This window comes from Streptomyces sp. NPDC030021 (assembly GCF_055574035.1).
The window spans coordinates 25743-46108 of record NZ_JBVIAH010000015.1; the positions used below are offsets into that span (position 1 = coordinate 25743).

Genomic DNA, 20366 nt, shown 5'->3' on the forward strand with positions numbered 1-20366 from the left:
GTCAGCTCCAGGGAGGGGAAGAGGGTGCGGTTTCGGGGGCGTTCGGTGAGGTGAGCCGGCGCAGCGTCAGCCCGAGCCAGCCGCGCATCGACGCCGCCGGGTGCCCGCCCGGGCCGCGGCCGGGCTGCAGGAACGCCCCGTGACCCGTCTGCCGGAACTCCCGCAGGGCGACTTCCACCCCGGCCGCCCGCAGCAGGCGCCCGTAGTGGTGCACGTCGTCGCTGACGGGGTCGAGGTCGCCGGTGGCCATCACGGCCGGTGCGAGTCCGCGCAGGTCGGCGGCTTCGAAGGGGGTGCTGTGGAGCCGTGTGCCGTCCGCGGCGACCGGCCGGCCCGGGTGCCGGTAGTCCTGCCAGGCCGCCATCAGGTAGGAGGCCGTCGGGAACAGGTCTGGGAAGCGGTGGTACGAGGCCGCCGCGCAGCCGGGGTCCAGCGGCGGGTATGCCAGCACCTGCGCGGCCAGCGGCACCCCGCGGTCGCGGCAGACGAGGGCGGCCGAGGCGGCGAGGGTGCCGCCGGCGCTGTCCCCGCCGACGGCCAGGACGGGCACGGCTCCGGCGGGCCCGTCCTGCTGTTCCCCGGCCCAGGTCAGGGTGGACAGGATGTCCTCGACCATGGCCGGGTGGCGTACGTCCGGGGCCAGCCGGTAGTCGACGCTCACCACGCCGAAGCCGGAGTGGCGGGCGAGTTCGGCGGTGGCGCCGTGCCAGTCCTGGGCGGATCCGGCACGCCAGCTGCCCCCGTGGGCCCACACCAGCCAGCCCTGCGGTGAAGCGGTACCGGGCCGGTACACCCGGGCGGGAAGGCGCCCGGACGGGGTGGGCACGGACACCTGTTCCCAGCTGACGACGGTGGGTGTGGCCATCGGGGTTCCTTTCCATCGGTAGCCGGCGCTCGCGCCGGGCCCGGGGCCAACGTTCGCGGCCGGGGCAGGGCTGTCACAAGGCGGAGTTGCCTTAATGGAGGCGCGCACTTCGTCAGCTGGGCTGCTTGGTGCGGAGGAAGAGGGCGGTGGTGAGGGTGCCGACCAGGACGATCGCGGTGTTGACGATGACCGCGGTCGTGATCCCGGCATGAATGTCGGTGTTCGCCGCGGCGATGGCGGACATGATCGGCGTGCCCATCGTGATACCGACCTGCTGCGTCATCGTCGCCAGACCCGTCGCCATGCCCTGCTCGTGATCCGGCAGACCGGTGGTGGCGGTGACCATGAACCCGACGATCACCAGCATGTTGCCGATACCACCGGCGAACGTCGCGATCAGCAGCAGCCACATGCTGGAGGAGGTCTCACCCAACGCGATCAGACTCAACGTCGCGACCGCCTGCAGCACACCACCGATGATCAGCGTGGTGCGCGTGCTCGTCGCCCCGATCACCCGCGGCGCGATCGAACCACCGATCACCGTGCCAATACCCAGCACACCGAACGACAGACCGGCCGTCAGCGGCGAGAAGTCCAGAACCTCCTGCAGATACAACGTCATCAGGAAGACCAGACTCGTCTCCGTCAGGAACGCGATCAGACCCGCGATATTGCCCCACGCCACCGTCTTCTTCTTCAACACCGACACCGGCACCAGCGGAGCCGCGCTCTTCGACTCGACCGCATAGAACACCACCAGCAGCACCACACCCGCCGCCAGCCAACCCAGCGCACTGCCCGAACCCCAACCGTGCTCACCCGCCTGCGTGAGTCCGTAGATCAGCGCAAGCAGACCCAGCGTCACAGCCGTCGCACCCGGCAGATCCAACTTCGGACGCACCGACGGACGCGACTCCTTGATCACCGCAGGAGCGATGAACAACACCACCAGCGCCACCGGCACATTGATGAAGAACGCCCACCGCCACGACAGCAGATCCGTCAGAACACCACCCAGGATCGCGCCCGTCGTGAACCCCGCCGACATCAACGCACCGTTCAGACCCAACGCCTTCTGACGCAACGGCCCCTCCGGAAACGACGTCGTCAACAGAGACAGACCCGCCGGAGTCACCGCCGCCGTCGCAAGACCCTGGAACACACGCGCCACCAGCAGCATCTCCGGACTGTTCGCCAGACCACCCGCCAGTGAGGACAGCCCCAGCACCGCCAACCCGACGAGGAACAGCCGGCGCCGCCCGAACAGATCCGCCACCCTGCCGAACAGCAGAGTGAACCCCGCCGCGCAGAGAGCGAACGACGTCGCGATCCACTGCAGATTCGACAACGAGAAACCCAGCCCGTCACCGATCACCGGCAACGCCACATTCAGAATCGAGAAATCAACCGCCAGCATGAACTGCGCCACCAGCAGCACCACCAGCACCAACCTCAGACGCCCATCCAGACGAACGGGCCCCTCGGCTCCTCCCCCCTCCCCTGAACCCGCGTCAACACGCGCTCCCTCGACAACCGACATCGCTATACATCCTTTCGATCACAACTGAGGCCTTCGGACACGAAGGCCGGTACTCGCCGGGGAAGCCGGCTCAGACAGGGGTGTGCGCCGAGGCGCGGCGCCGGAGTTCTTCGGACAGTTCCTGCCAGTCCCGTGCGCACTGGGCGGCCGCGGCGGCCGCCGTCTCCACGCGGTAGGGGGGTATTGCGGCGACGATCCGCTCCCACTGGCGCAGTCCGCTCACCTGGAGGTCGAGCATGCGGAGCAGGAGCCTGCCCGCATCGCTCAGCCTGAGCAGGGGGTCCTTGCACAGGCTGCTGACCAGTACGGGCAGTGGCTGCCCCCCGACCCGGGCGGGGACCGAAGGCGGTGCGGGGGCCGGGGTGTTGCCGGAGCGCCGCTGCGCGGCCGGTACGGGGTCCGCACCCGCTCCGATCCGGCGCCGTACGTCCCGCACGGTCGAAGGCGCGATGCCCGCCTCCCGCGCGATCTGCCGCAGCGACGCGGTGGGACGGCCGGCCAGCAGCCGGGCCGCGGCCTCCCGGCCGCGGACCGGGTCGGCCGGCCGGACGCGGCCGTCCTGTCCGACGCGGCCCGGTGGGGCGGGCCCCGGAGTCTCGCGGCGTCGTAGTGCCCCGACGGTCTTGCCCGCCAGCCCGGTCCGCCGCGCGATACCGCGGTCGGACCAGTCCGGGTGGGACCGCAGGATCCGTAGCGCCGCGGCGGTCCGTTCCGCGTGGGTCAGCGGGAGCCCGTGACTGATGTTGGCCTCGACCGAGAGCACGAACGCGTCCTCGGCGCTGCCGTCGAAATACGTCACTCCCACCGTGTCCTGCCCGCGCAGTACGGCGGCCCGCAACCGGTGCGTGCCGTCGATGATCCGCATGGTGGGGCGGTGCACGAGCAGCGGCGGCAGCGTCCGGCCGGATTGTGCGAGGGCCTGTGCATGGCTCTCGTCCACCTGGACCGTGCGCGGGGAATCCGCGGCGAGCAGTGCGCCGACCGGTACCTCGGACACGGCGTCGGGGGTTGGCGTCGCGTGCCGCGGGTTCGGCTTGTCCATGAAGTTCACCTCCTTCTCTGCACTCGGTGCTTCGGGCGCCGCTCCGTCCGGCGGGGCGGCCTCGGGGAAGAAATTACGTAATTACCGTTCGGTAACCAATCGGGAGGCCGAACCCCGTTGAGATCTGGGCAAGTTGACGAAGGAGTGCCTGGTGGGGTGGGCGACCGGGGAACTTCCGCGGTCGCCCACCGAGCGGCCGCTCAGACCCCAACGAGCTCTTCCGACCGCACGAACTCCCGAAGCCAGGCGAGGAATTCGGGGCCCAGGTCCGTGCGCTCGCAAGCGAGCCTGACCGTCGCGCGCAGGTACTCGGCGCGGTCCCCGGTGTCGTAGCGCCGGCCGGAGAAGACCACGCCGTGCACGGGCCTTCCGGCCTGGACCAGCGTGCGCAGCGCGTCCGTGAGCTGGATCTCGCCGCCGCGTCCCGGCTCGGTGTTCCGCAGGACCTCGAAGATCTCGGGGTCGAGGAGATAGCGGCCGATGACGGCCAGGTTGCTGGGCGCGGTACCGGGCTCCGGCTTCTCCACCAGCTCGGTGATGCGTACGCCGTCACCGCCCGCCGGCCGCTCCACCGCGGCGCATCCGTACTGGTGGATGACCTGCGGGTCCACCTCCATGAGCGCCACGACACTGCCGCCGAGCCGTTCCCGCACTTCGGCCATACGAGAGAGCAGGGGGTCGCGGGGGTCGATCAGGTCGTCGGCCAGGAGGACGGCGAAGGGCTCCCGGCCAACGTGCGGCGCGGCACACAGGACGGCGTGCCCGAGGCCCTTGGGGTCCCGCTGGCGCACGTAGTGGATGTCGGCGAGTTCGGTGGAGGCGCAGACACTCCTGAGTTTGTCCTGATCACCCCGGCGCTGGAGGGCCTCCTCCAGCTCGTAGTTGCGGTCGAAGTGGTCCTCCAGCGGGCGCTTGTTGCGTCCGGTGACCATGAGGATGTCGGACATCCCCGCCGCCACGGCCTCTTCCACGACGTACTGGATGGCCGGCTTGTCGACCACCGGAAGCATTTCCTTCGGGGTGGCCTTGGTCAGCGGGAGGAATCGCGTGCCGAGTCCCGCGGCGGGGATCACGGCTTTCGTTATCCGGTGAGGTGTGGAATTCATGCCATCGACGCTAGAGCGCATCGCGCTCCACTGGCTTGAATAACCTTGCTTTTCTTCCTACTTGGGCATTTCCGGGTCTGCGGGGGCTGCGATGCCCCGACGGATGAGCCGCCACAGTTCCCTGAGCTCACCGGTCACCGCGCCGGGAAGCTCGCCCCGGCCCCGGCGCACCCGGGTGACGACACCACCCACCAGATGCGCCGTCAGCAGGGTCACCGGGCACGGGTCGACCTCGGGGTCCAGCTGACCCTGCTCGGCGGCCTGTTCGAGCAGCTCCTTGACGTCAGGGAGCCAGCAGCCGCACCAGTCGGGTCCGGCACCGACCCGTTCCTGGGTCAGCCGCGCCGCGGCGCGCACGGCCGCGTCCGTCTCGATCAGCCGGCCGAGAGCGATGACGAGCGCGGACACGGTGTCCAGCGCCGGTCCGCCACGGGCCGTCACCCCCTCGACCACCCTGCGGGTGGCCGCGCGTCCCGAATCCTCGACGGCGGAAGCCAACTCTCCTTTCGCCGCGAAGTGAAAGGTGAGCGCTCCGATCGAAATTCCGGCGGAACGGCTCAGCCGGGAAAGTGAGGTCCCGTCGTACCCGTTGCGGTCGAATTCAGCGGCAGCCACCGAGATCAGATGATTACGGGTACGTACGCCGCGCTCTTGCTTCACCACTGCACTATCACTGCCATCCAGGTCGTTCCTCACTCGCCATTGCGCTCCGCAGCACCGCACGGAGATGGCCACCTCCAGCGTCGCCCGGGCACCGCCCGCCGACAACGCCGACTTGACGAAGAAGCGCCCATGCCCCGCCTCCCCCGAGGACGGCCCGGCACGGCTGCGGCACGGGCGCCACAGGCCTCCGGATCCAACGTGCCGAAGTCGTGGGCGGGGCGCCATGGGTTCGCTAGAAAAAAAACGAACGTTCTGTATTCTATGAGTACTACCGACGGCGCATGCCGACGTCCGCAGTGGAGGGGGAGACAGATGACGACACGGACAAGGACCAGAGCCCTGACTGCCGGTGACACCGCCCTGGCCGACTTCACGGAACGCCTCTTCGGTCACTTACCGAGAGCCGACCAGCGGCGCTGGGCCCGGGTCTACCTGCAGGGACTGCTCACCACGACGGGGAAAAAGTCCGTACGCAGGCTCGCGGCGTCCGTCACCGAGTCACCCACCGCCTCCCAGTCCCTGCAGCAGTTCATCAACGCGAGTCCCTGGGACTGGAATCCGGCCCGCACCGAACTGCTCCGGTGGGTGGAGGAACGACACCCCGTGCGGGCCTGGACGATCGGGCAGGTGTGCTTCCCCAAGCGCGGTGAGCACTCGGTCGGCGTGCACCGCCGCTTCGACCCCGTCGCCGGACGCATCGTCAACTGCCAGTTGGGTTTCTGCCTCTTCCTGTCCCTGGACGGCATGAGCGTGCCCGTCGACTGGCGGCTGGCACTTCCCGAGGCCTGGGTCACGGATCCCGTCCTGCGCCGCCGGGCACGCATCTCTCCCCAGGCCGTCCACCAGGCCCCGGAGGCCCTCGTACTGGAGCTCGTCGACTCGATCGCCGCCCGCACCTCGTCGGCGCATCCCCCTGTGGTCGCCGACCTGAGCCGCCTCGGTGGCGCCGCGGGCGCGCTGATCGGCGTGCTCGGCCGCCGCGGGTACGACTTCCTGGTGTCCGTACCGCCTACCCTCACGGTCAGCGCCGCCGCCCTGACGCACGGCGTCGATCCCGCGCGCACGCCCGGGCGCGGCGGGACCACCGCGGGAGACTTCGCCCGGCTGGGCAACACCAGCCACCCGTACACCACGCCGCTCGCCGGCCCCGACGCGCGTCCGCGGCGGCAGCGCATCCACTCGGCGCTGGTCCGGGTGCCGGAGGGGGAACCGGCAGGGCGGGGGGCGCAGCAGATCTACCGGCTGTTCGGCGAACGGCCGCCGGGCCGGCGGGGCGGTGGGCCCGTCTGGCTCACCAACATGAACCGCCACCGGATGGACGACCTGCTGCACCTGGTGCGGCGGTCGGCCGGGTCCACCGCGGTGCTCGGCTCACTGGCCGACGAGTTCGGGCTCCTCGACTTCGAGGGGCGGTCCTTTCCGGGCTGGCACCATCACATGACGCTGATGTCGGCGGCGTATGCGTATGCGGTGCGGGAGCGCGAGGAGCGTGGACGGCGGTCCGCCTGAGCGGGCGGGCCCGGGGAACCCGGCTCCGCCGGGCACCGGGCTCCGCCCGGACCCTCCCCCAGCTACCGCGGGGAGGTGCCCCCGGCTCAAACGCCGGCGGGGCTGGATGGGGCCGAGCCCGGCTCCCGGGTGCCGCCCGGACCGGCGCCTCACACGCCGGGCTGGGTTTGGCGAAGCCAGGCTCCCGGGTGCCGCAGCGCCTCAGGCGCGGATGAGGGTGAGGGCCTCGTCGCGGACCTTGGCCAGGGTGGCCTCGTCACGGGCCTCCACGTTCAGGCGCAGCAGGGGCTCGGTGTTCGAGGCGCGGACGTTGAACCACCAGCCCTCACCCGTCACCGTCAGACCGTCCAGCTCGACACCCTCACGCGCACCGAAGGTCTCCTTCACCGCCGCCAGACGGGCCGCCTGGTCCGCGACCGTCGAGTTGATCTCCCCCGAACCCGCATAACGGTCGTAAGAAGCCACCAGCTCCGACAGCGGACCGTCCTGGCCGCCCAGCGCCGCCAGCACATGCAGCGCCGCCAGCATGCCCGTGTCCGCGTTCCAGAAATCCTTGAAGTAGTAGTGCGCCGAGTGCTCACCACCGAAGATCGCACCCGTCTTCGCCATCTCCTCCTTGATGAAGGAATGACCGACGCGGGTGCGGACCGGGGTGCCGCCGTTCTCCCGGACGACCTCGGGGACGGACCACGAGGTGATCAGGTTGTGGATCACCGTGCCCGAACCACCGTTGCGCGCCAGCTCACGCGCCGCGACCAGCGCCGTGATCGCCGACGGGGACACACCCACACCCCGCTCGTCCACGATGAAGCAGCGGTCCGCGTCACCGTCGAACGCGATACCCAGATCCGCGCCCTCCGCCAGCACCCGCGCCTGCAGATCCACGATGTTCTTCGGGTCGAGGGGATTCGCCTCGTGGTTGGGGAACGTCCCGTCCAGCTCGAAATACATCGGGACCACATCAAGGGGCAGGCCCTCGAAGACGGTGGGGACCGTGTGACCGCCCATGCCGTTGCCCGCATCGACGACGACCTTCAGCGGGCGGATCGACGCCAGGTCCACCAGACCCTTCAAGTGCGCCGCGTAACCGGGAAGGGAGTCCAGCTCCGTGACCGAGCCCGCCACCGCGCCCGACGGAACCGCCGGGGCACCCTCGTCCGACCACTTCTCCACCAGAGCCCGGATCTGCGACAGACCCGTGTCCTGACCCACCGGAGCCGCACCCGCACGGCACAGCTTGATCCCGTTGTACTTGGCCGGATTGTGGGAGGCCGTGAACATCGCACCCGGCAGACCCAGCGACCCCGACGCGTAATACAGCTGATCCGTCGAGCACAGACCGATCAGCGTCACATCCACCCCACGGGCGGCCGCGCCGCGGGCGAAGGCGGCGGACAGGCCCGGGGAGGACGGCCGCATGTCATGGCCGATCACGATCGCCGTGGCGGAAGTGACCTCGACGAACGCGGCACCGAACAGCTCGGCCAGGGACTCGTCCCACTCGTCCGGCACGACGCCACGCACGTCATACGCCTTGACGATGTTCGAAAGGTCGGACATTTCCACTCCTTCAGGGGGTGACCGGCTGTGCTCCGGACGCTACCCGCCGCCCTGCTCGACACAGCCCGCCCACGCCCCATCCCACTGAGGCTTTGGCAGATCGCCCTCACCCCGGGGCGACCCCGCCTCTCTCCCGGTACCACCGGGCCGCCGATCCGATCCGGCTCAGCGGGCCGGGTCCAGGTGCGATCCCAGCGCGTTCCCATACCTCGTCGGCGCGGTACCAGTGGTCACCGGCCAGCAGCGTGAACTGACGCTCGCTCACCCATCCCGGCGTCGCGGCCAGGGCGTCCAGGCATCTGCGCCACGACCAGTCGGCGTCAGGTCTCGCCGGCAGCACGCGGTGCTCGGCGAGGGCGTCCATGAGGTCCCGGTTGCGCACCGGCTCGGGGTGGTGGGCGTGCAGGACGCCCCTGGCGTCGGCCGCGGCGCCGCCACCGAGCGCGAGCGCCACGATGAGCCGTGCCAGGTCGTCGACGTCCACGAAGGAGGCGAGTCCTGCCCCTCCGCCCCACCCCGCCGGTACCCGCCGGAAGGCGTCGACGAGGGCCGGTACGGCCCACCGGTCGCCCCTCCCCAGCACGAGCCCCGCGCGCAGGACCAGTCCCCCCGCGTCGAGCACCGGCTCCTCCCCCGCCAGCCGGCTGCCGCTGGCTGCCGATACCGGGGCGGGCGTCAACTCGCCCACGTCCTGCCCCCGATGGGGCCCCGGACCGTAGACCGCGCAGGTGGACAGGTGGACGATCCGCCGCACTCCGGCCCGCCGGGCCTCGGCCACCAGGGCTGCGGTTCCGGCGGAGTTGACCGCGGCGCACCGGCCGGCATCCGGGCCGACGTAGGAGGCCAGGGACAGCAGGACGTCCGCGCCGTCGCACACCCCGCGCAGGGACGGTCCGTCCGCCAGGTCCGCGCCCGCCCAGTGCGCTCCGGATAAGGCCACGGGTGCCGGCGTACGGGACACCGCGCGCACGGTGGCCTGCTGGTCCCGCTCGGCCAGCCGGCGCAGCACCGCCGACCCCACGAAGCCCGTTGCGCCGGTGACGACGATACGAGGGGCACTCACGCCCGCTTCCCCGATGCCGACTTCGGCCTCGCCTCCGGCTCCGGCTCCGGCTCCGGCTTGGGCTCGCTCGGCGGCAGTATCAGCCGCAGCCCGCCCCGGATGTCGTCGGCGGCGACCGCGGGCAGCAGGTAGCGCCACAAGGAGGAAATCCGCTGCGGCAGGTCGGCCCGGCCGGTGGACGCCTGGGAGAAGAGCTGCGCCCCGGTGAAGGAGCTGACCAGCACCCAGGCCAGTTCGTGGTCGTCGACGTCCGGCTGGAGTTCGCCCTTGGCCCGGGCGAAGCGCAGCTGCTGGCGGAACTCCAGCACCCAGGCCTGGTAGGCGACGTCGTCGCGCAGCCCGAACTCGCCCTGCTCCACGGCCAGTCGGACGCCGGCACGGAGCACCGGATTGTGCTGGAGCTGCTCGGCGAGGTAGAGCGTGATGTCCACCAGGTGCTGCAGGCCGTCCTCCCCGGCGGGGAACTCCAGGCCGTCGCCCTGGCCGACCATGACGGCGTAGGCGAGCTCCTCCTTCGAACTGAAGTGGAAGTACATGCCTCCCTGCGTGACGTCCGCCCGCTTCATGATCTTGCTGATGCTGGCTCCGCTGAAGCCGAACTCGTCGAAGACCTCGGCCGCGGCGCGCAGGATGGCCGCTTTGGTCTGAACTGCCCTTAGTTGAGGGGCGCGTTGCTGCTTTCGTTCTGACATGAGCACCTAACTAATCTCGACAAAAAAAACGAACATCCTTTATTTTAGGACCTGCGCCGATCAAGCACCAGCTCATGTCCGACGTCCAGGGGGGCTCAACCATGACTGTGTCAACCGATCACTCCGCCTCACCCGTCGCCGCGCTCAGCAGCGCCTTACCGCGGGAGTACGTACACAAGAGCGCACACTCGGAGGTCCTGCTCACCGGGTGGCGCACCGTCGCGCCGGACGAGTACGTCGTCACCGCCCAATGGCCCCGTACCCACAGCTTCTACACACCGGACGGGGGTCACCACGACCCCCTCCTCCTTGCCGAGTCGGTCCGCCAGGCCATCCCGCTCCTCAGCCATGTCGCTTACGACGTACCCTTCGGTCACCGCCAGATCTGGGACACGTTCAGCTACTCGACCAACGCCGATGCCCTCGCGGTCGGTTCGGCTCCTGCCGATATTTCGCTGCACATCCGCTGCTCCGGCATCTCGCGCCGCGGTCGCAGACTCGCGGGTCTCACCATGCACGTGACCGCGACCCGCGACGGAGAGTTCCTCGGCGCCGCCGAGGCCGGATTCACCAACCAGCCCGAGGCCGTCTACCAGCGCCTGCGCGGCGGGAACGGGGACCTCGCCGAGGTGGCCGCCCGCACGATCCCGCTTCCGCCACCACTGACCCCCCGCCGCGTGGGCCGCGACCGCTTCCACGACGTGGTCCTCTCCCCCACCAGCTCCACGCGGCGCGCCCAGCTCCGGGCCGATGTCAACCACCCGATCCTCTTCGACCACCCCGTCGACCACGCCCCGGGCATGCTGCTCCTGGAAGCCGTGCGCCAGGCCGCCTACCGTTCCGCCTTCCCCCGGCGGGGAGTCCTGACCGATATGGAGATTCGTTTCTTCCGCTATGCGGAGCTGACCTCGGCCTGCTGGATCGAGACGCTCCCGAACGCCGGGGAGGCGACCGCGCCGGACCGTCATCCCGTACGCGTCGTCGCCCGCCAGAACGGCGAGGTCGTCTTCGCCGCCACGGCGACCATCGCCACCGCGACAGCCGTCCCCCTCCGGCTGTACGCCGCGCGCTGACCGGCCGGCCCCGCCGGGGCGACCTCCGCCGATCCCGTCGGCTCATGAGCGCGCCGGCTCATGAGCCGCCCGCCGGACCGGCTCCACCGCTGCGGAGGAACGACGAAGGCGCCTGATCGGGACTGTGCCCGACAGGCGCCTTCGTGCTCCGCCGACATCCGCCGGCAGACGGCCGGATCCACTCGGATCCACTCGGATCCGGTCTGGTCGGTCGGTCGGTCGGTCGGTCCGATCAGACCTTCCTGACCACGCTTGACTTCAACTGCATCGCGCCGAACCCCTCGACCTTGCAGTCGATGTCATGGCCGTCGACGCCGTCCACCAGCCGGATGTTGCGCACCTTCGTGCCCGCCTTGATGCCGGACGGGCTGCCCTTGACCTTCAGGCCCTTGACCACCGTCACGGTGTCCCCGTCGGCCAGCACATTGCCGACCGCATCCTTGATCACCCGCTCCTCGGAGACACCGCCGGACTCACCGGGGGCGAGCGGCCACTCGTGCCCGCACTCGGGGCAGACCAGGAGCGCTCCCATCTCGTAGGTGTACGCGCCCGCGCATTCGGGGCAGGGAGGCAGGGAGTTCTCAGTCACCCCGACAGTATATTTCAGGTCCATCGCCGCAGGTCGGCACCCGATCCAGGGCCCGCAGCCCCTGCAGGAGCAGGGACAGCCCGAAGTCGAAGTGCGCCGCGAAGTCGCCACCGACGAGCGTGGGCAGCACGGCAGCGAGCTGCGGATACCGCTCGGGCTCGGCCGCCCGGCGCAGGCGCTCGGAATCCGCCACCCCGTCGCCCTCCGGCGGCCGGAGCGCGGCCTGCTCCTCCAGCGTGTGGCCGAGGGTGAAGTGGGCCACCGCCATGAGTGCGCGCGCCGCGTCCTCCTCGCCGAAGCCGGCCGTGCGCAGCACTCCGACGACCGCTTCGGCGAAGCCGAGGGTGTGGGGCCCGGTCGCATGCGTGCCTGCGTAGACGCGAGCGCCGTCGCGGCGGGCGAGCAGTGCCGTGCGCATGGCCCGGGCGAGGGCGGCCAGCCGCTCGCTCCAGTCGCCGTCGGTCCTGGTCGCCGCGAGGCCGGCCAGCATGCGTTCCGCCATCGCGGTCAGCAGGTCGTCCTTGGTGGCGAAGTACCGGTACAGCGCGCCGGCCTGGACGTCCATCGCGTCGGCCAGGCGGCGCATCGTCAGCGCGTCGAGGCCGACTTCGTCCAGGAGTTCCAGGGCCGTGTCGACCGTCCGGTCGCGGTCGAGGCGGGCCGGGCGGCCCCGGGCCGGGGTTGACGGGGAGCTCATGCGCCTCACTATAGTGAACATCGTTCACGTGAACGCTGTTCACTAATTGCGGGAGGCCTCACCGATGGATACCGACGTGATCGTCGTGGGCGCGGGACCGACCGGACTGCTGCTCGCCTGCGAGCTGGCACTGGCCGGCGTACGGACCCTGGTCGTCGAGCGGCGCACCGAGCCCCACCAGAACTCCCGGGCGCTGACCCTGCATCCGCGCAGCCTGGAACTGATGGACCTGCGCGGGCTCGCCCCGCGCTTCCTGAAGCTCGGCCGGACCCTGCCGGGATGGCACTTCGCCGCCCTCGACACCCCGCTGGACTTCGCCGCGCTGGACAGCCGCCACCCGCACACCCTGTTCCTGGCCCAGGGGCGCACCGAGACCCTGCTGGCCGAGCGGGCGCACGAGCTGGGGGTGCGGATCCACCGCGGGCACGCGCTCACGGGCCTGCGGCAGAACGAGGACGGGGTCGAGGCGGAGGTGCGCGGGCCGGACGCGGACCTGCGAATGGTTCGCGCCGCCTACCTGGTGGGATGCGACGGCGGGCGCAGCTTCGTCCGGCAGGCGGCCGGAATCGGCTTCCCGGGCACCGACGAGACCCTGACCGGAGTGCTCGGGGACTTCGCCACCGTCAGGGCCGACCCCGCGGCCCTCGCGACCGCGCGCGCCGCGGGCGTACTCGCCGTCCCCCTGGAGGACGGGCTCACCCGCTTCGTGTACATCGATCCGGAGCGGATGCGGACGCCGGCGCGGGTGCCGGTGGCCCTGGAGGAGTTCCGTACGGCGCTGATACGGATCTGCGGCTCCGACTTCGGGGTCGACCGGCCCCGCTGGCTCTCGCGCTTCGGCAACGCCACCCGGCTGGCCGCCGCCTACCGCTCCGGCCGCGTCCTCCTGGCGGGCGACGCCGCCCACATCCACTTCCCGGCCGGGGGCCAGGGCCTCAACACCGGGCTCCAGGACGCCATGAACCTCGGCTGGAAACTGGCGGCGGAGGTGCACGGCTGGGCCCCGCCCGGGCTCCTCGACACGTATCACGCCGAGCGCCACCCCGTCGGCCGGGCCGTCACCGAGAACACCGAGGTGCAGACGCTCCTGGCGGAGCTGCCGCTGGTGGCCCGGTACCGGCGGCCGGCCACCGCGCTGCGCGGGCTCTTCGAGGAACTGCTGGGGATGCCCGAGGTCAACCGCCGTCTCGCCGACCGGGTGTCCGCGCTGGGTACCACCTACCCGGCCGGCTCCCCCGACGCGGATCCGCTGGCCGGCCGCCGGATGCCCGACATCGGCCTGAGCGTGACCGGTTCGGACGGTTCGGACGGATCGGACGCGACGCGGGTGTACGAGCTCCTGCACCGGGGTGGCTTCGTCCTGCTCCGGCTCACGGACGCCCGGGACCCGAACCCCCAGGCGTACGAGGCCCCGGCCGCCGGACGGGGCCCGCGGATCGGCGCCGTCACCGCCCGCGCGACCGAGGAGCACCCGGAGCTCGGCGGGGTCCGCGAGGTCCTGGTCCGCCCCGACGGACACGTCGCCTGGGCCACCAGGAGCGCCGACGCCGGGCTGCGCCGCACCGGGCGCGAGAGCGCGCTCGCCGCGTGGGCGGCGCGGGCCGCCGCACCGTGAGCATGGGTGTGCCGCACCCGGGCAGAGGGCGGCCTGGCTGCCACCTCCCCGCGGGCCGAGGCTGAGGGTCCACATCCCCGCACGGCAGGACCTCCGCATGCCCCGCAACGACACCACCAGCACCGCCGTCCTCGATCGGCTCCGGCTCCGGTCCGCCGATCCGGGACGGCGCGTCCTGTTCACCGGCGCCACGATCGTCACGATGGACCCGGACCTCGGTGTCCTCGACCACGCGGACCTGCTGGTCGTGGGCGATACGGTCGCGGCGGTCGGGCCCGGCCTGGACCGGGACGGGGCCGTGGTCGTCGACGCCACCGACACGATCCTGACGCCCGGCTTCGTCGACACCCACCGTCACGCCTGGCAGACCCAGCTGCGCCGGATCATGCCGGACGTGGACGATCTCGGCGGCTACGTCTCGACCACCCTGGCCGGCTACGCCCCGGTCTACCGGCCGCAGGACATGTACGCCGGCACCCGCCTGGCCGCGCTGTCCGCCCTCGACAGCGGCATCACCTGCATGCTGGACTTCTCCCACAACGCACGCACGCCCGAGCATTCCGACGCCGCCGTCCAGGCGCTGCTGGACACCGGTATCCGCGGCGTCCACGCCTCCATGGGCCCGCACTTCGGGGACTGGGACCGGCAGTGGCCCGGCGACCTGGCCCGGCTCAAGCAGCGCTGGTTCAGCAGCGACGACCAGCTGCTGACCCTGCGCGTGGCCGCACTGGCCACCGACGAGATCGCCGGTCCCGCTCTCGCGTACGGACCTGAACTCGCGCGTGCGGCCCGTGATCTGGATGTCGGCGTGAGCGTGGACGCGGTCTTCGGTACCCCCTCCTCCCGCGCGGTACTGCGGTGGGCGGCGGACGGCCTGCTCGGCCCCGGCCTGACCCTCATCCACGCCACCGGTCTGACTCCGCAGGCCTGGCAAGCCATCGGGGAGAGCGGCACGACCATCGCCCTGGCCCCCACCTCGGACGCGCAGATCGGACTGGAGACCGCGGTACCGGCCGTCGACGAGGCCCTGGCGGCCGGCATCCGGCCGGGACTGAGCATCGACGTCGAAGTCGCCCTGGCCGGAGACATGTTCACGCAGATGCGGGCCCTGCACACGGTCCAGCGGATGCGGGCGGTGAACGCCGTCCACGGCACCGACGGGCAGCCGGTGCGCATCACCACCCATGACGTCCTGGACTTCGCCACCCTCCAGGGCGCCCGTACCAACGGCCTGGACGCGGTGACCGGCTCCCTCACCCCGGGGAAGAAGGCCGACCTGCTGGTCATCCGCGCCGAGGACCTCAACAACATGCCCCTCAACGATCCGATCGGGACCGTCGTCCTCGGCTCGGACGCCCGCAACATCAGCGCCGTCCTCGTGGGCGGCACGCCCCGCAAATGGAACGGGCAGGTCCTGGACGTGGACCTGCCCGCCCTGCGCGAGCAGGTCCAGGCGTCCCGCGCGTACGTGCTCGGCGCCGCGGGCGGCCGGGCCGCCAGGCGGGCATGACGTCCGGCGGTCATGACCTCCGGCGGGTGGCTTGCAGGCTGCCGAGCAGGGCGAGGCCCCGGGCGCTCGGGCTTCCCGGTTCGGCGTGGTAGATCACCAGTTGCTGGCCCGGCGCTCCGAGCACGGCGAAGGACTGGAAACCGAGCAGGAGCGGTCCGACGTCGGGATGGTCGAGCTCCTTGGTGTCGTGGGTCTTGCCGCGGACCGTGTGAGCGGCCCAGAGTGCCGTGAACTCCGCACTGACCTGCCCGAGTTCACGGACCAGGGCGCTCAGGCGCGGGTAGTGCGGATCGAGGCCGGCCGCGTGGCGCAGGCCCGCCACCACCGCCTCGGCCGCACGGTCCCAGCGGACGAAGAACGGCCGGGCCGCGGGGTCGAGGAACGTCATGCGCGCCAGGTTGTCCCGTTGCGCGAACGGGGAGAACAGCGCGTCGGCCATCGCGTTGGCCGCCAGCAGGTCGGTGGCGGGATTCAGGACGAACGCCGGGGTGCCCGTGTACCCGTCCAGCAGTTGGCGCAGAGGGGCGCCGATCGACTCCCTCGGCTGCGGCCGGTCACCGTCCGGCGCGGTGCCCGCCAGTCGGAAGAGGTGTTCCCGTGCCGCTTCGTCCAGGCGCAGGGCGCCGCCGATCGCGTCGAGGATCTGCGGGGACGGGCCGCGTTCGCGCCCCTGTTCCAGCCGGGCGTAGTAGTCGCTGTTCATTCCGGCGAGGACCGCGACCTCTTCGCGGCGCAGCCCTGCCACGCGGCGGCGTCCGTAGGAGGTGAGTCCCACGTCGTCGGGCCGCAGCCGTGCGCGCCGGGCACGCAGGAAGTCTCCGAGATCATTGCTGGTCACGGCCCCAGACTAGGGCGCGCACCCGCGCGGTTGCCTGGGTACGGCGCACCCGGGCACACGCCACGCCGCGCCGCCGGCGGGAACGGGATGTGCGAGGCGGCCCGCCCGCGTGGCTGAACTGGCGTTCGTAATTGGCGCGTTCCCGCTCATACCGGTGGCCGGCCGGTCCGATGATCTTGCGTAGGCTCGTATCACCCGATCCGTACGACCCCCCACCGGAGGAGCATCGTGCCCCTGCCCATGAACCGTCGTCTGGCCCTCAGTGCGGCCCTGCTGGCGGTGATGGCCGCCGTGGCTCCGGCGACCACCGCCCACGCCGCCGCGACCACCCCCGATCTCGAAGCGCTGACCCAGGCGTTGCGGAACACGACCGCCGCCGGCGCGCCGGGCGCCTTGGCCCGTTTCAGCGGACCCGGCGGGGTCACTGTCCGGACCGAGGGGGTACGCGACAGGACCACGGGCTCGGCGATGGACCCCCAGGCCCGCTTCCGGATCGGGAGCGTCAGCAAGACGTTCTCTTCCGTCGTCCTGTTGCAGTTGGTGAACGAGGGCCGGATCGATCTGGACACCTCCGTCAACCAGTACCTGCCCGGACTGCTGCCCGACGACCGGATCACGGTGCGTCACCTGCTGACCCACCGCAGCGGGCTGGCGGACTACACGAACGCCATGTTCGAGCACACCGTGCCGGGCTTCGAGGCCGTGCGCAACAAGGTGTTCAGCTACCAGGAGCTGGTGGACCTCTCGCTCCGCGAGCCCCGGACGACCGAGCCCGGCGTCGCGTACAAGTACTCGAACACCAACTTCGTCGTCGTCGGCATGCTCATCGAGAAGGCCACCGGCAACGGCGTGGCCCAGGAGTACGAGCGGCGCATCTTCAAGCCGCTGAAGCTGCGCAACACCTCCTACGTGCACCCCAGCACGCAGATCAAGGGGCTGCACACGCGCGGCTACCTGCACCCCGACGAGGCCGGCGCGCCGCTGGTCGACTCCACCGAACAGACGGTGTCGTGGGCCCAGTCCGCCGGAGCGGTGATCTCCAATCCCGCCGATCTGAACACCTTCACGTCCGCGCTGCTCGGCGGGCGGCTGCTGCCCGCCCGCATGCTGGACGCCATGCTCACGGCGACGCCGACCGATGCCACGAACACCCGGTTCTACGGGCTCGGCCTGCGCCGCTACGACCTGTCGTGCGGCACCTCGGTCTATGGGCACACGGGTACCGTGCAGGGCTTCTACACGTACGCCTTCTCCACCCGCGACGGGCGCCGCTCCCTCTCCGCGATGGCGAACACCTCGAACAAGGGGGAGGCGAACACGGCCCTCGGCGGGACCCTCGAAGCGGCGTTCTGCGGTAAGCCGGCCCCGAAGGCCACGGCGCGCGGATTCGGGATCGCCCCGGCCGAGATGGACCTGCTGGAGCACGACGCGCGCTGACGCCACGGCGCCGTCGCCCCGGGCGGGGCGGACCCGGCTCGCGCACTCCACCTCGTACCGAGCCGAGCCGGGCCGCTCCCCCGCTCAGGTCTCCCCGCCCGGGGTCCTCGCCGGGCAGAGGTGGGCGCTCGACACCGGCCGGCCCGGCCCGGCCCGTGAACGATGCGTGGGCCTTGTGAAGGAACGGCCCATCTGATGAATCATCAGGTCAACTGTCCCGGACTATTGACTCTGTCGATGGCAGTCGCGATTCTCGTCCCACCGATTGTGGGGTCCATGACAAGTCACGCCTGTGGCCGTGGCACGTCATGCCCCCGAACGGATCCGGCTCCCCGACCGCGCCATCCGGCTGACCTTAAGACGTGAGTGATGACCATTTCTCGACACACGCACCACAGGCGTAGGCCCCTGGCGGTCCTGTCATTGCTCCTCGCCGTGGTGGCCATGGTGCTCGGCCCCGTACCCGCTTCCGCCGCCGACCCCGGCTGGTGGAACCCGGTCGCACGGCCCGCACCCGACTCCGACATCAACGTCACGGGCGAACCCTTCAAGGGGACCGACGCCCAGGGACGGGTCCGGGGCTTCGTCGACGCGCACGACCACCTGATGTCCAACGAGGGCTTCGGCGGCCGCCTCATCTGCGGCAAGCCGTTCTCCGAGGCGGGGGTGGCCGACGCGCTCAAGGACTGCCCCGAGCACTACCCCGACGGCACGCTCGCGATCTTCGACTTCATCACCAAGGGCGGTGACGGCAAGCACGACCCGAACGGCTGGCCGACCTTCAAGGACTGGCCCGCCCACGACTCGCTGACCCACCAGCAGAACTACTACGCCTGGGTCGAGCGGGCCTGGCGCGGCGGCCAGCGCGTGCTCGTGAACGACCTCGTCACCAACGGCGTCATCTGCTCGGTCTACTTCTTCAAGGACCGCGGCTGCGACGAGATGACCGCCATCCGGCTCGAAGCGCAGAAGACCTACGACATGCAGGCCTACATCGACAAGATGTACGGCGGCCCGGGCAAGGGCTGGTTCCGGATCGTCACCGACTCCGCGCAGGCCCGCGACGTCGTCCAGCAGGGCAAGCTGGCCGTGGTCCTCGGGGTCGAGACCTCCGAGCCCTTCGGCTGCAAGCAGATCCTGGACGTCGCGCAGTGCAGCAAGGCGGACATCGACCGCGGCCTGGACGAGCTGTACCGCCTCGGGGTGCGCAGCATGTTCCTGTGCCACAAGTTCGACAACGCCCTGTGCGGGGTCCGCTTCGACGAGGGCGCCCTGGGTACGGCCATCAACGTGGGTCAGTTCCTGTCGACCGGGACCTTCTGGAAGACCGAGAAGTGCACCGGCCCGCAGCACGACAACCCCATCGGACTGGCGGCGGCCGCACCCGCGGTGCAGAGCAAGCTCCCCGCCGGGGTGGCGGTCCCGTCCTACTCCGCCGACGCCCAGTGCAATACGCGCGGACTCACGGAACTCGGCGAGTACGCGGTGCGCGGCATGATGAAGCGCAAGATGATGCTCGAGGTCGACCACATGAGCGTGAAGGCCGCGGGCCGGTCCTTCGACATCATGGAGTCCGAGTCGTACCCGGGCGTGATCTCCTCGCACAGCTGGATGGACATGGACTGGACCGAGCGGGTCTACAAGCTCGGCGGCTTCATCGCCTCCTACATGAGCGGCGCCGAGGGATTCAGCGCCGAGGCGAAGCGGACGGACGCGCTGCGCGACAAGTACAACGTCGGCTACGGGTACGGCACCGACATGAACGGCGTCGGCGGCTGGCCCGGACCGCGCGGGGCCGACACCCCGAACCCGGTGCGCTACCCCTTCCGCAGCACCGACGGCGGCTCCGTCATCGACCGGCAGACCACCGGCTCGCGTACGTGGGACCTCAACACCGACGGCGCCTCGCACTACGGTCTGGTCCCCGACTGGATCGAGGACATCCGCCTCGTCGGCGGCCAGGGCGTGGTGGACGACCTGTTCAGGGGTGCCGAGTCCTACCTGACCACCTGGGGGAACTCCGAGAAGCACAAGTCCGGAGTGAACCTCGCCACGGGCTCCCCGGCTTCGGCGTCGAGCGCGGAGTGGTGGAACCCCTTCGTGAACTTCTCCGCGGGCCGGGCCGTGGACGGGGACTCGGGCACCCGCTGGGCGAGCGAGTGGAACGACAACCAGTGGCTGCGCATCGACCTCGGCTCCGCGAACCGGGTGGGGCGCATCACGCTCGACTGGGAGGCCGCGTACGGGAAGGCGTACCGCATCGAGGTCTCCACGGACGACACGAACTGGCAGACCGTCTGGTCCACGACCGCGAGTGACGGCGGCCTGGACACGGCCCGCTTCGCCGGGGTGACGGCCCGCTATGTCCGCATCCAGGGACTGCAACGCGCGACGAAGTGGGGGTACTCGCTCCACGAGGTCGGCGTCTACAGCAGCTGATCCCGCCGAAGACACGTCCAGGGGCCGGGGGGGGGGGGGGGGGGGGGGGGGGGGGGGGGGGGGGGGGGGGGGGGGGGGGGGGGGGGGCGAAGAAGGAACACACCAACAAAAACAGAAAAAAAAAAAAA

Annotated in this window: 17 protein-coding genes; 6 read left to right on the plus strand and 11 right to left on the minus strand. The window is 71.0% G+C overall.

The features are described 5' to 3' along the window. Window position 1 precedes the first annotated feature (1 nt). The 5 genes from ACZ4YL_RS27005 to ACZ4YL_RS27025 form a co-directional block, all read right to left on the minus strand. Window positions 2-865 (minus strand): alpha/beta hydrolase fold domain-containing protein, encoded by an 864-nt coding sequence (locus ACZ4YL_RS27005; protein ID WP_468120051.1) that lies wholly within the window; start codon window positions 863-865, stop codon window positions 2-4. A 112-nt stretch (window positions 866-977) separates the two neighbouring features. Then, window positions 978-2405, minus strand: coding sequence for an MFS transporter (locus ACZ4YL_RS27010; RefSeq protein WP_468120053.1), 1428 nt, complete (start codon window positions 2403-2405; stop codon window positions 978-980). 70 nt (window positions 2406-2475) lie between these two features. Further along, the gene (locus tag ACZ4YL_RS27015; protein WP_468120055.1) at window positions 2476-3447 is read right to left on the minus strand and encodes a ParB/RepB/Spo0J family partition protein; all 972 of its coding nucleotides are present in this window, start codon (window positions 3445-3447) and stop codon (window positions 2476-2478) included. A 200-nt stretch (window positions 3448-3647) separates the two neighbouring features. Continuing rightward, window positions 3648-4553 (minus strand): UTP--glucose-1-phosphate uridylyltransferase GalU, encoded by a 906-nt coding sequence (galU, locus tag ACZ4YL_RS27020; RefSeq protein ID WP_468120057.1) that lies wholly within the window; start codon window positions 4551-4553, stop codon window positions 3648-3650. 57 nt (window positions 4554-4610) lie between these two features. Continuing rightward, the gene (locus tag ACZ4YL_RS27025) at window positions 4611-5213 is read right to left on the minus strand and encodes a TetR family transcriptional regulator (protein ID WP_468120059.1); all 603 of its coding nucleotides are present in this window, start codon (window positions 5211-5213) and stop codon (window positions 4611-4613) included. A 315-nt stretch (window positions 5214-5528) separates the two neighbouring features. On the opposite strand from ACZ4YL_RS27025, the gene ACZ4YL_RS27030 reads away from it, so the two are divergent. After that, complete coding sequence (locus ACZ4YL_RS27030) at window positions 5529-6725, plus strand: IS701 family transposase (RefSeq protein ID WP_468120061.1); 1197 nt, start codon at window positions 5529-5531, stop codon at window positions 6723-6725. Between the two features lie 201 nt (window positions 6726-6926). Here the strand turns inward: ACZ4YL_RS27030 and ACZ4YL_RS27035 are convergent, their stop codons facing one another. From ACZ4YL_RS27035 to ACZ4YL_RS27045, 3 genes are all read right to left on the minus strand, one after another. Further along, on the minus strand, window positions 6927-8285 hold the full coding sequence (locus ACZ4YL_RS27035; protein ID WP_468120063.1) for a phosphomannomutase/phosphoglucomutase: 1359 nt from the start codon (window positions 8283-8285) through the stop codon (window positions 6927-6929). 106 nt (window positions 8286-8391) lie between these two features. Further along, complete coding sequence (locus tag ACZ4YL_RS27040; RefSeq protein WP_468120065.1) at window positions 8392-9348, minus strand: NAD-dependent epimerase/dehydratase family protein; 957 nt, start codon at window positions 9346-9348, stop codon at window positions 8392-8394. Further along, entirely contained in the window at window positions 9345-10040 is a 696-nt protein-coding gene (locus ACZ4YL_RS27045) for a ScbR family autoregulator-binding transcription factor (protein ID WP_468120067.1), read from the minus strand. Before ACZ4YL_RS27045 ends, ACZ4YL_RS27040 begins: the two co-directional genes overlap by 4 nt. Window positions 10041-10141: 101 nt before the next feature. Between ACZ4YL_RS27045 and ACZ4YL_RS27050 the strand changes: the two genes are divergently transcribed. Beyond that, on the plus strand, window positions 10142-11113 hold the full coding sequence (locus ACZ4YL_RS27050) for a ScbA/BarX family gamma-butyrolactone biosynthesis protein (protein WP_468120069.1): 972 nt from the start codon (window positions 10142-10144) through the stop codon (window positions 11111-11113). A gap of 232 nt (window positions 11114-11345) precedes the next feature. Here the strand turns inward: ACZ4YL_RS27050 and ACZ4YL_RS27055 are convergent, their stop codons facing one another. Beyond that, window positions 11346-11702 carry a zinc ribbon domain-containing protein YjdM gene (locus ACZ4YL_RS27055; RefSeq protein WP_468120071.1) on the minus strand — a complete coding sequence of 119 codons (357 nt, stop codon included), beginning with the start codon at window positions 11700-11702 and terminating at the stop codon, window positions 11346-11348. Further along, window positions 11695-12399, minus strand: a complete 705-nt coding sequence (locus tag ACZ4YL_RS27060; RefSeq protein ID WP_468120073.1) for a TetR/AcrR family transcriptional regulator — start codon at window positions 12397-12399, stop codon at window positions 11695-11697. The genes ACZ4YL_RS27055 and ACZ4YL_RS27060 overlap by 8 nt, the downstream gene beginning before the upstream one ends. A 64-nt stretch (window positions 12400-12463) precedes the next feature. Between ACZ4YL_RS27060 and ACZ4YL_RS27065 the strand changes: the two genes are divergently transcribed. Further along, window positions 12464-14014: a monooxygenase gene (locus tag ACZ4YL_RS27065; RefSeq protein WP_468120075.1), complete on the plus strand. Its 1551-nt coding sequence runs from the start codon at window positions 12464-12466 to the stop codon at window positions 14012-14014. 97 nt (window positions 14015-14111) lie between these two features. Continuing rightward, on the plus strand, window positions 14112-15524 hold the full coding sequence (locus ACZ4YL_RS27070) for an amidohydrolase family protein (RefSeq protein ID WP_468120077.1): 1413 nt from the start codon (window positions 14112-14114) through the stop codon (window positions 15522-15524). Between the two features lie 10 nt (window positions 15525-15534). Here ACZ4YL_RS27070 and ACZ4YL_RS27075 read toward each other — a convergent pair whose 3' ends face one another. Further along, window positions 15535-16362 (minus strand): helix-turn-helix transcriptional regulator, encoded by an 828-nt coding sequence (locus ACZ4YL_RS27075; RefSeq protein WP_468120079.1) that lies wholly within the window; start codon window positions 16360-16362, stop codon window positions 15535-15537. Between the two features lie 240 nt (window positions 16363-16602). Between ACZ4YL_RS27075 and ACZ4YL_RS27080 the strand changes: the two genes are divergently transcribed. Further along, window positions 16603-17799 (plus strand): serine hydrolase domain-containing protein, encoded by a 1197-nt coding sequence (locus tag ACZ4YL_RS27080; RefSeq protein ID WP_468120081.1) that lies wholly within the window; start codon window positions 16603-16605, stop codon window positions 17797-17799. Window positions 17800-18168: 369 nt separating this feature from the next. Then, the gene (locus tag ACZ4YL_RS27085; RefSeq protein ID WP_468120083.1) at window positions 18169-20238 is read left to right on the plus strand and encodes a galactose-binding domain-containing protein; all 2070 of its coding nucleotides are present in this window, start codon (window positions 18169-18171) and stop codon (window positions 20236-20238) included. The last annotated feature ends 128 nt before the right edge of the window (window positions 20239-20366 follow it).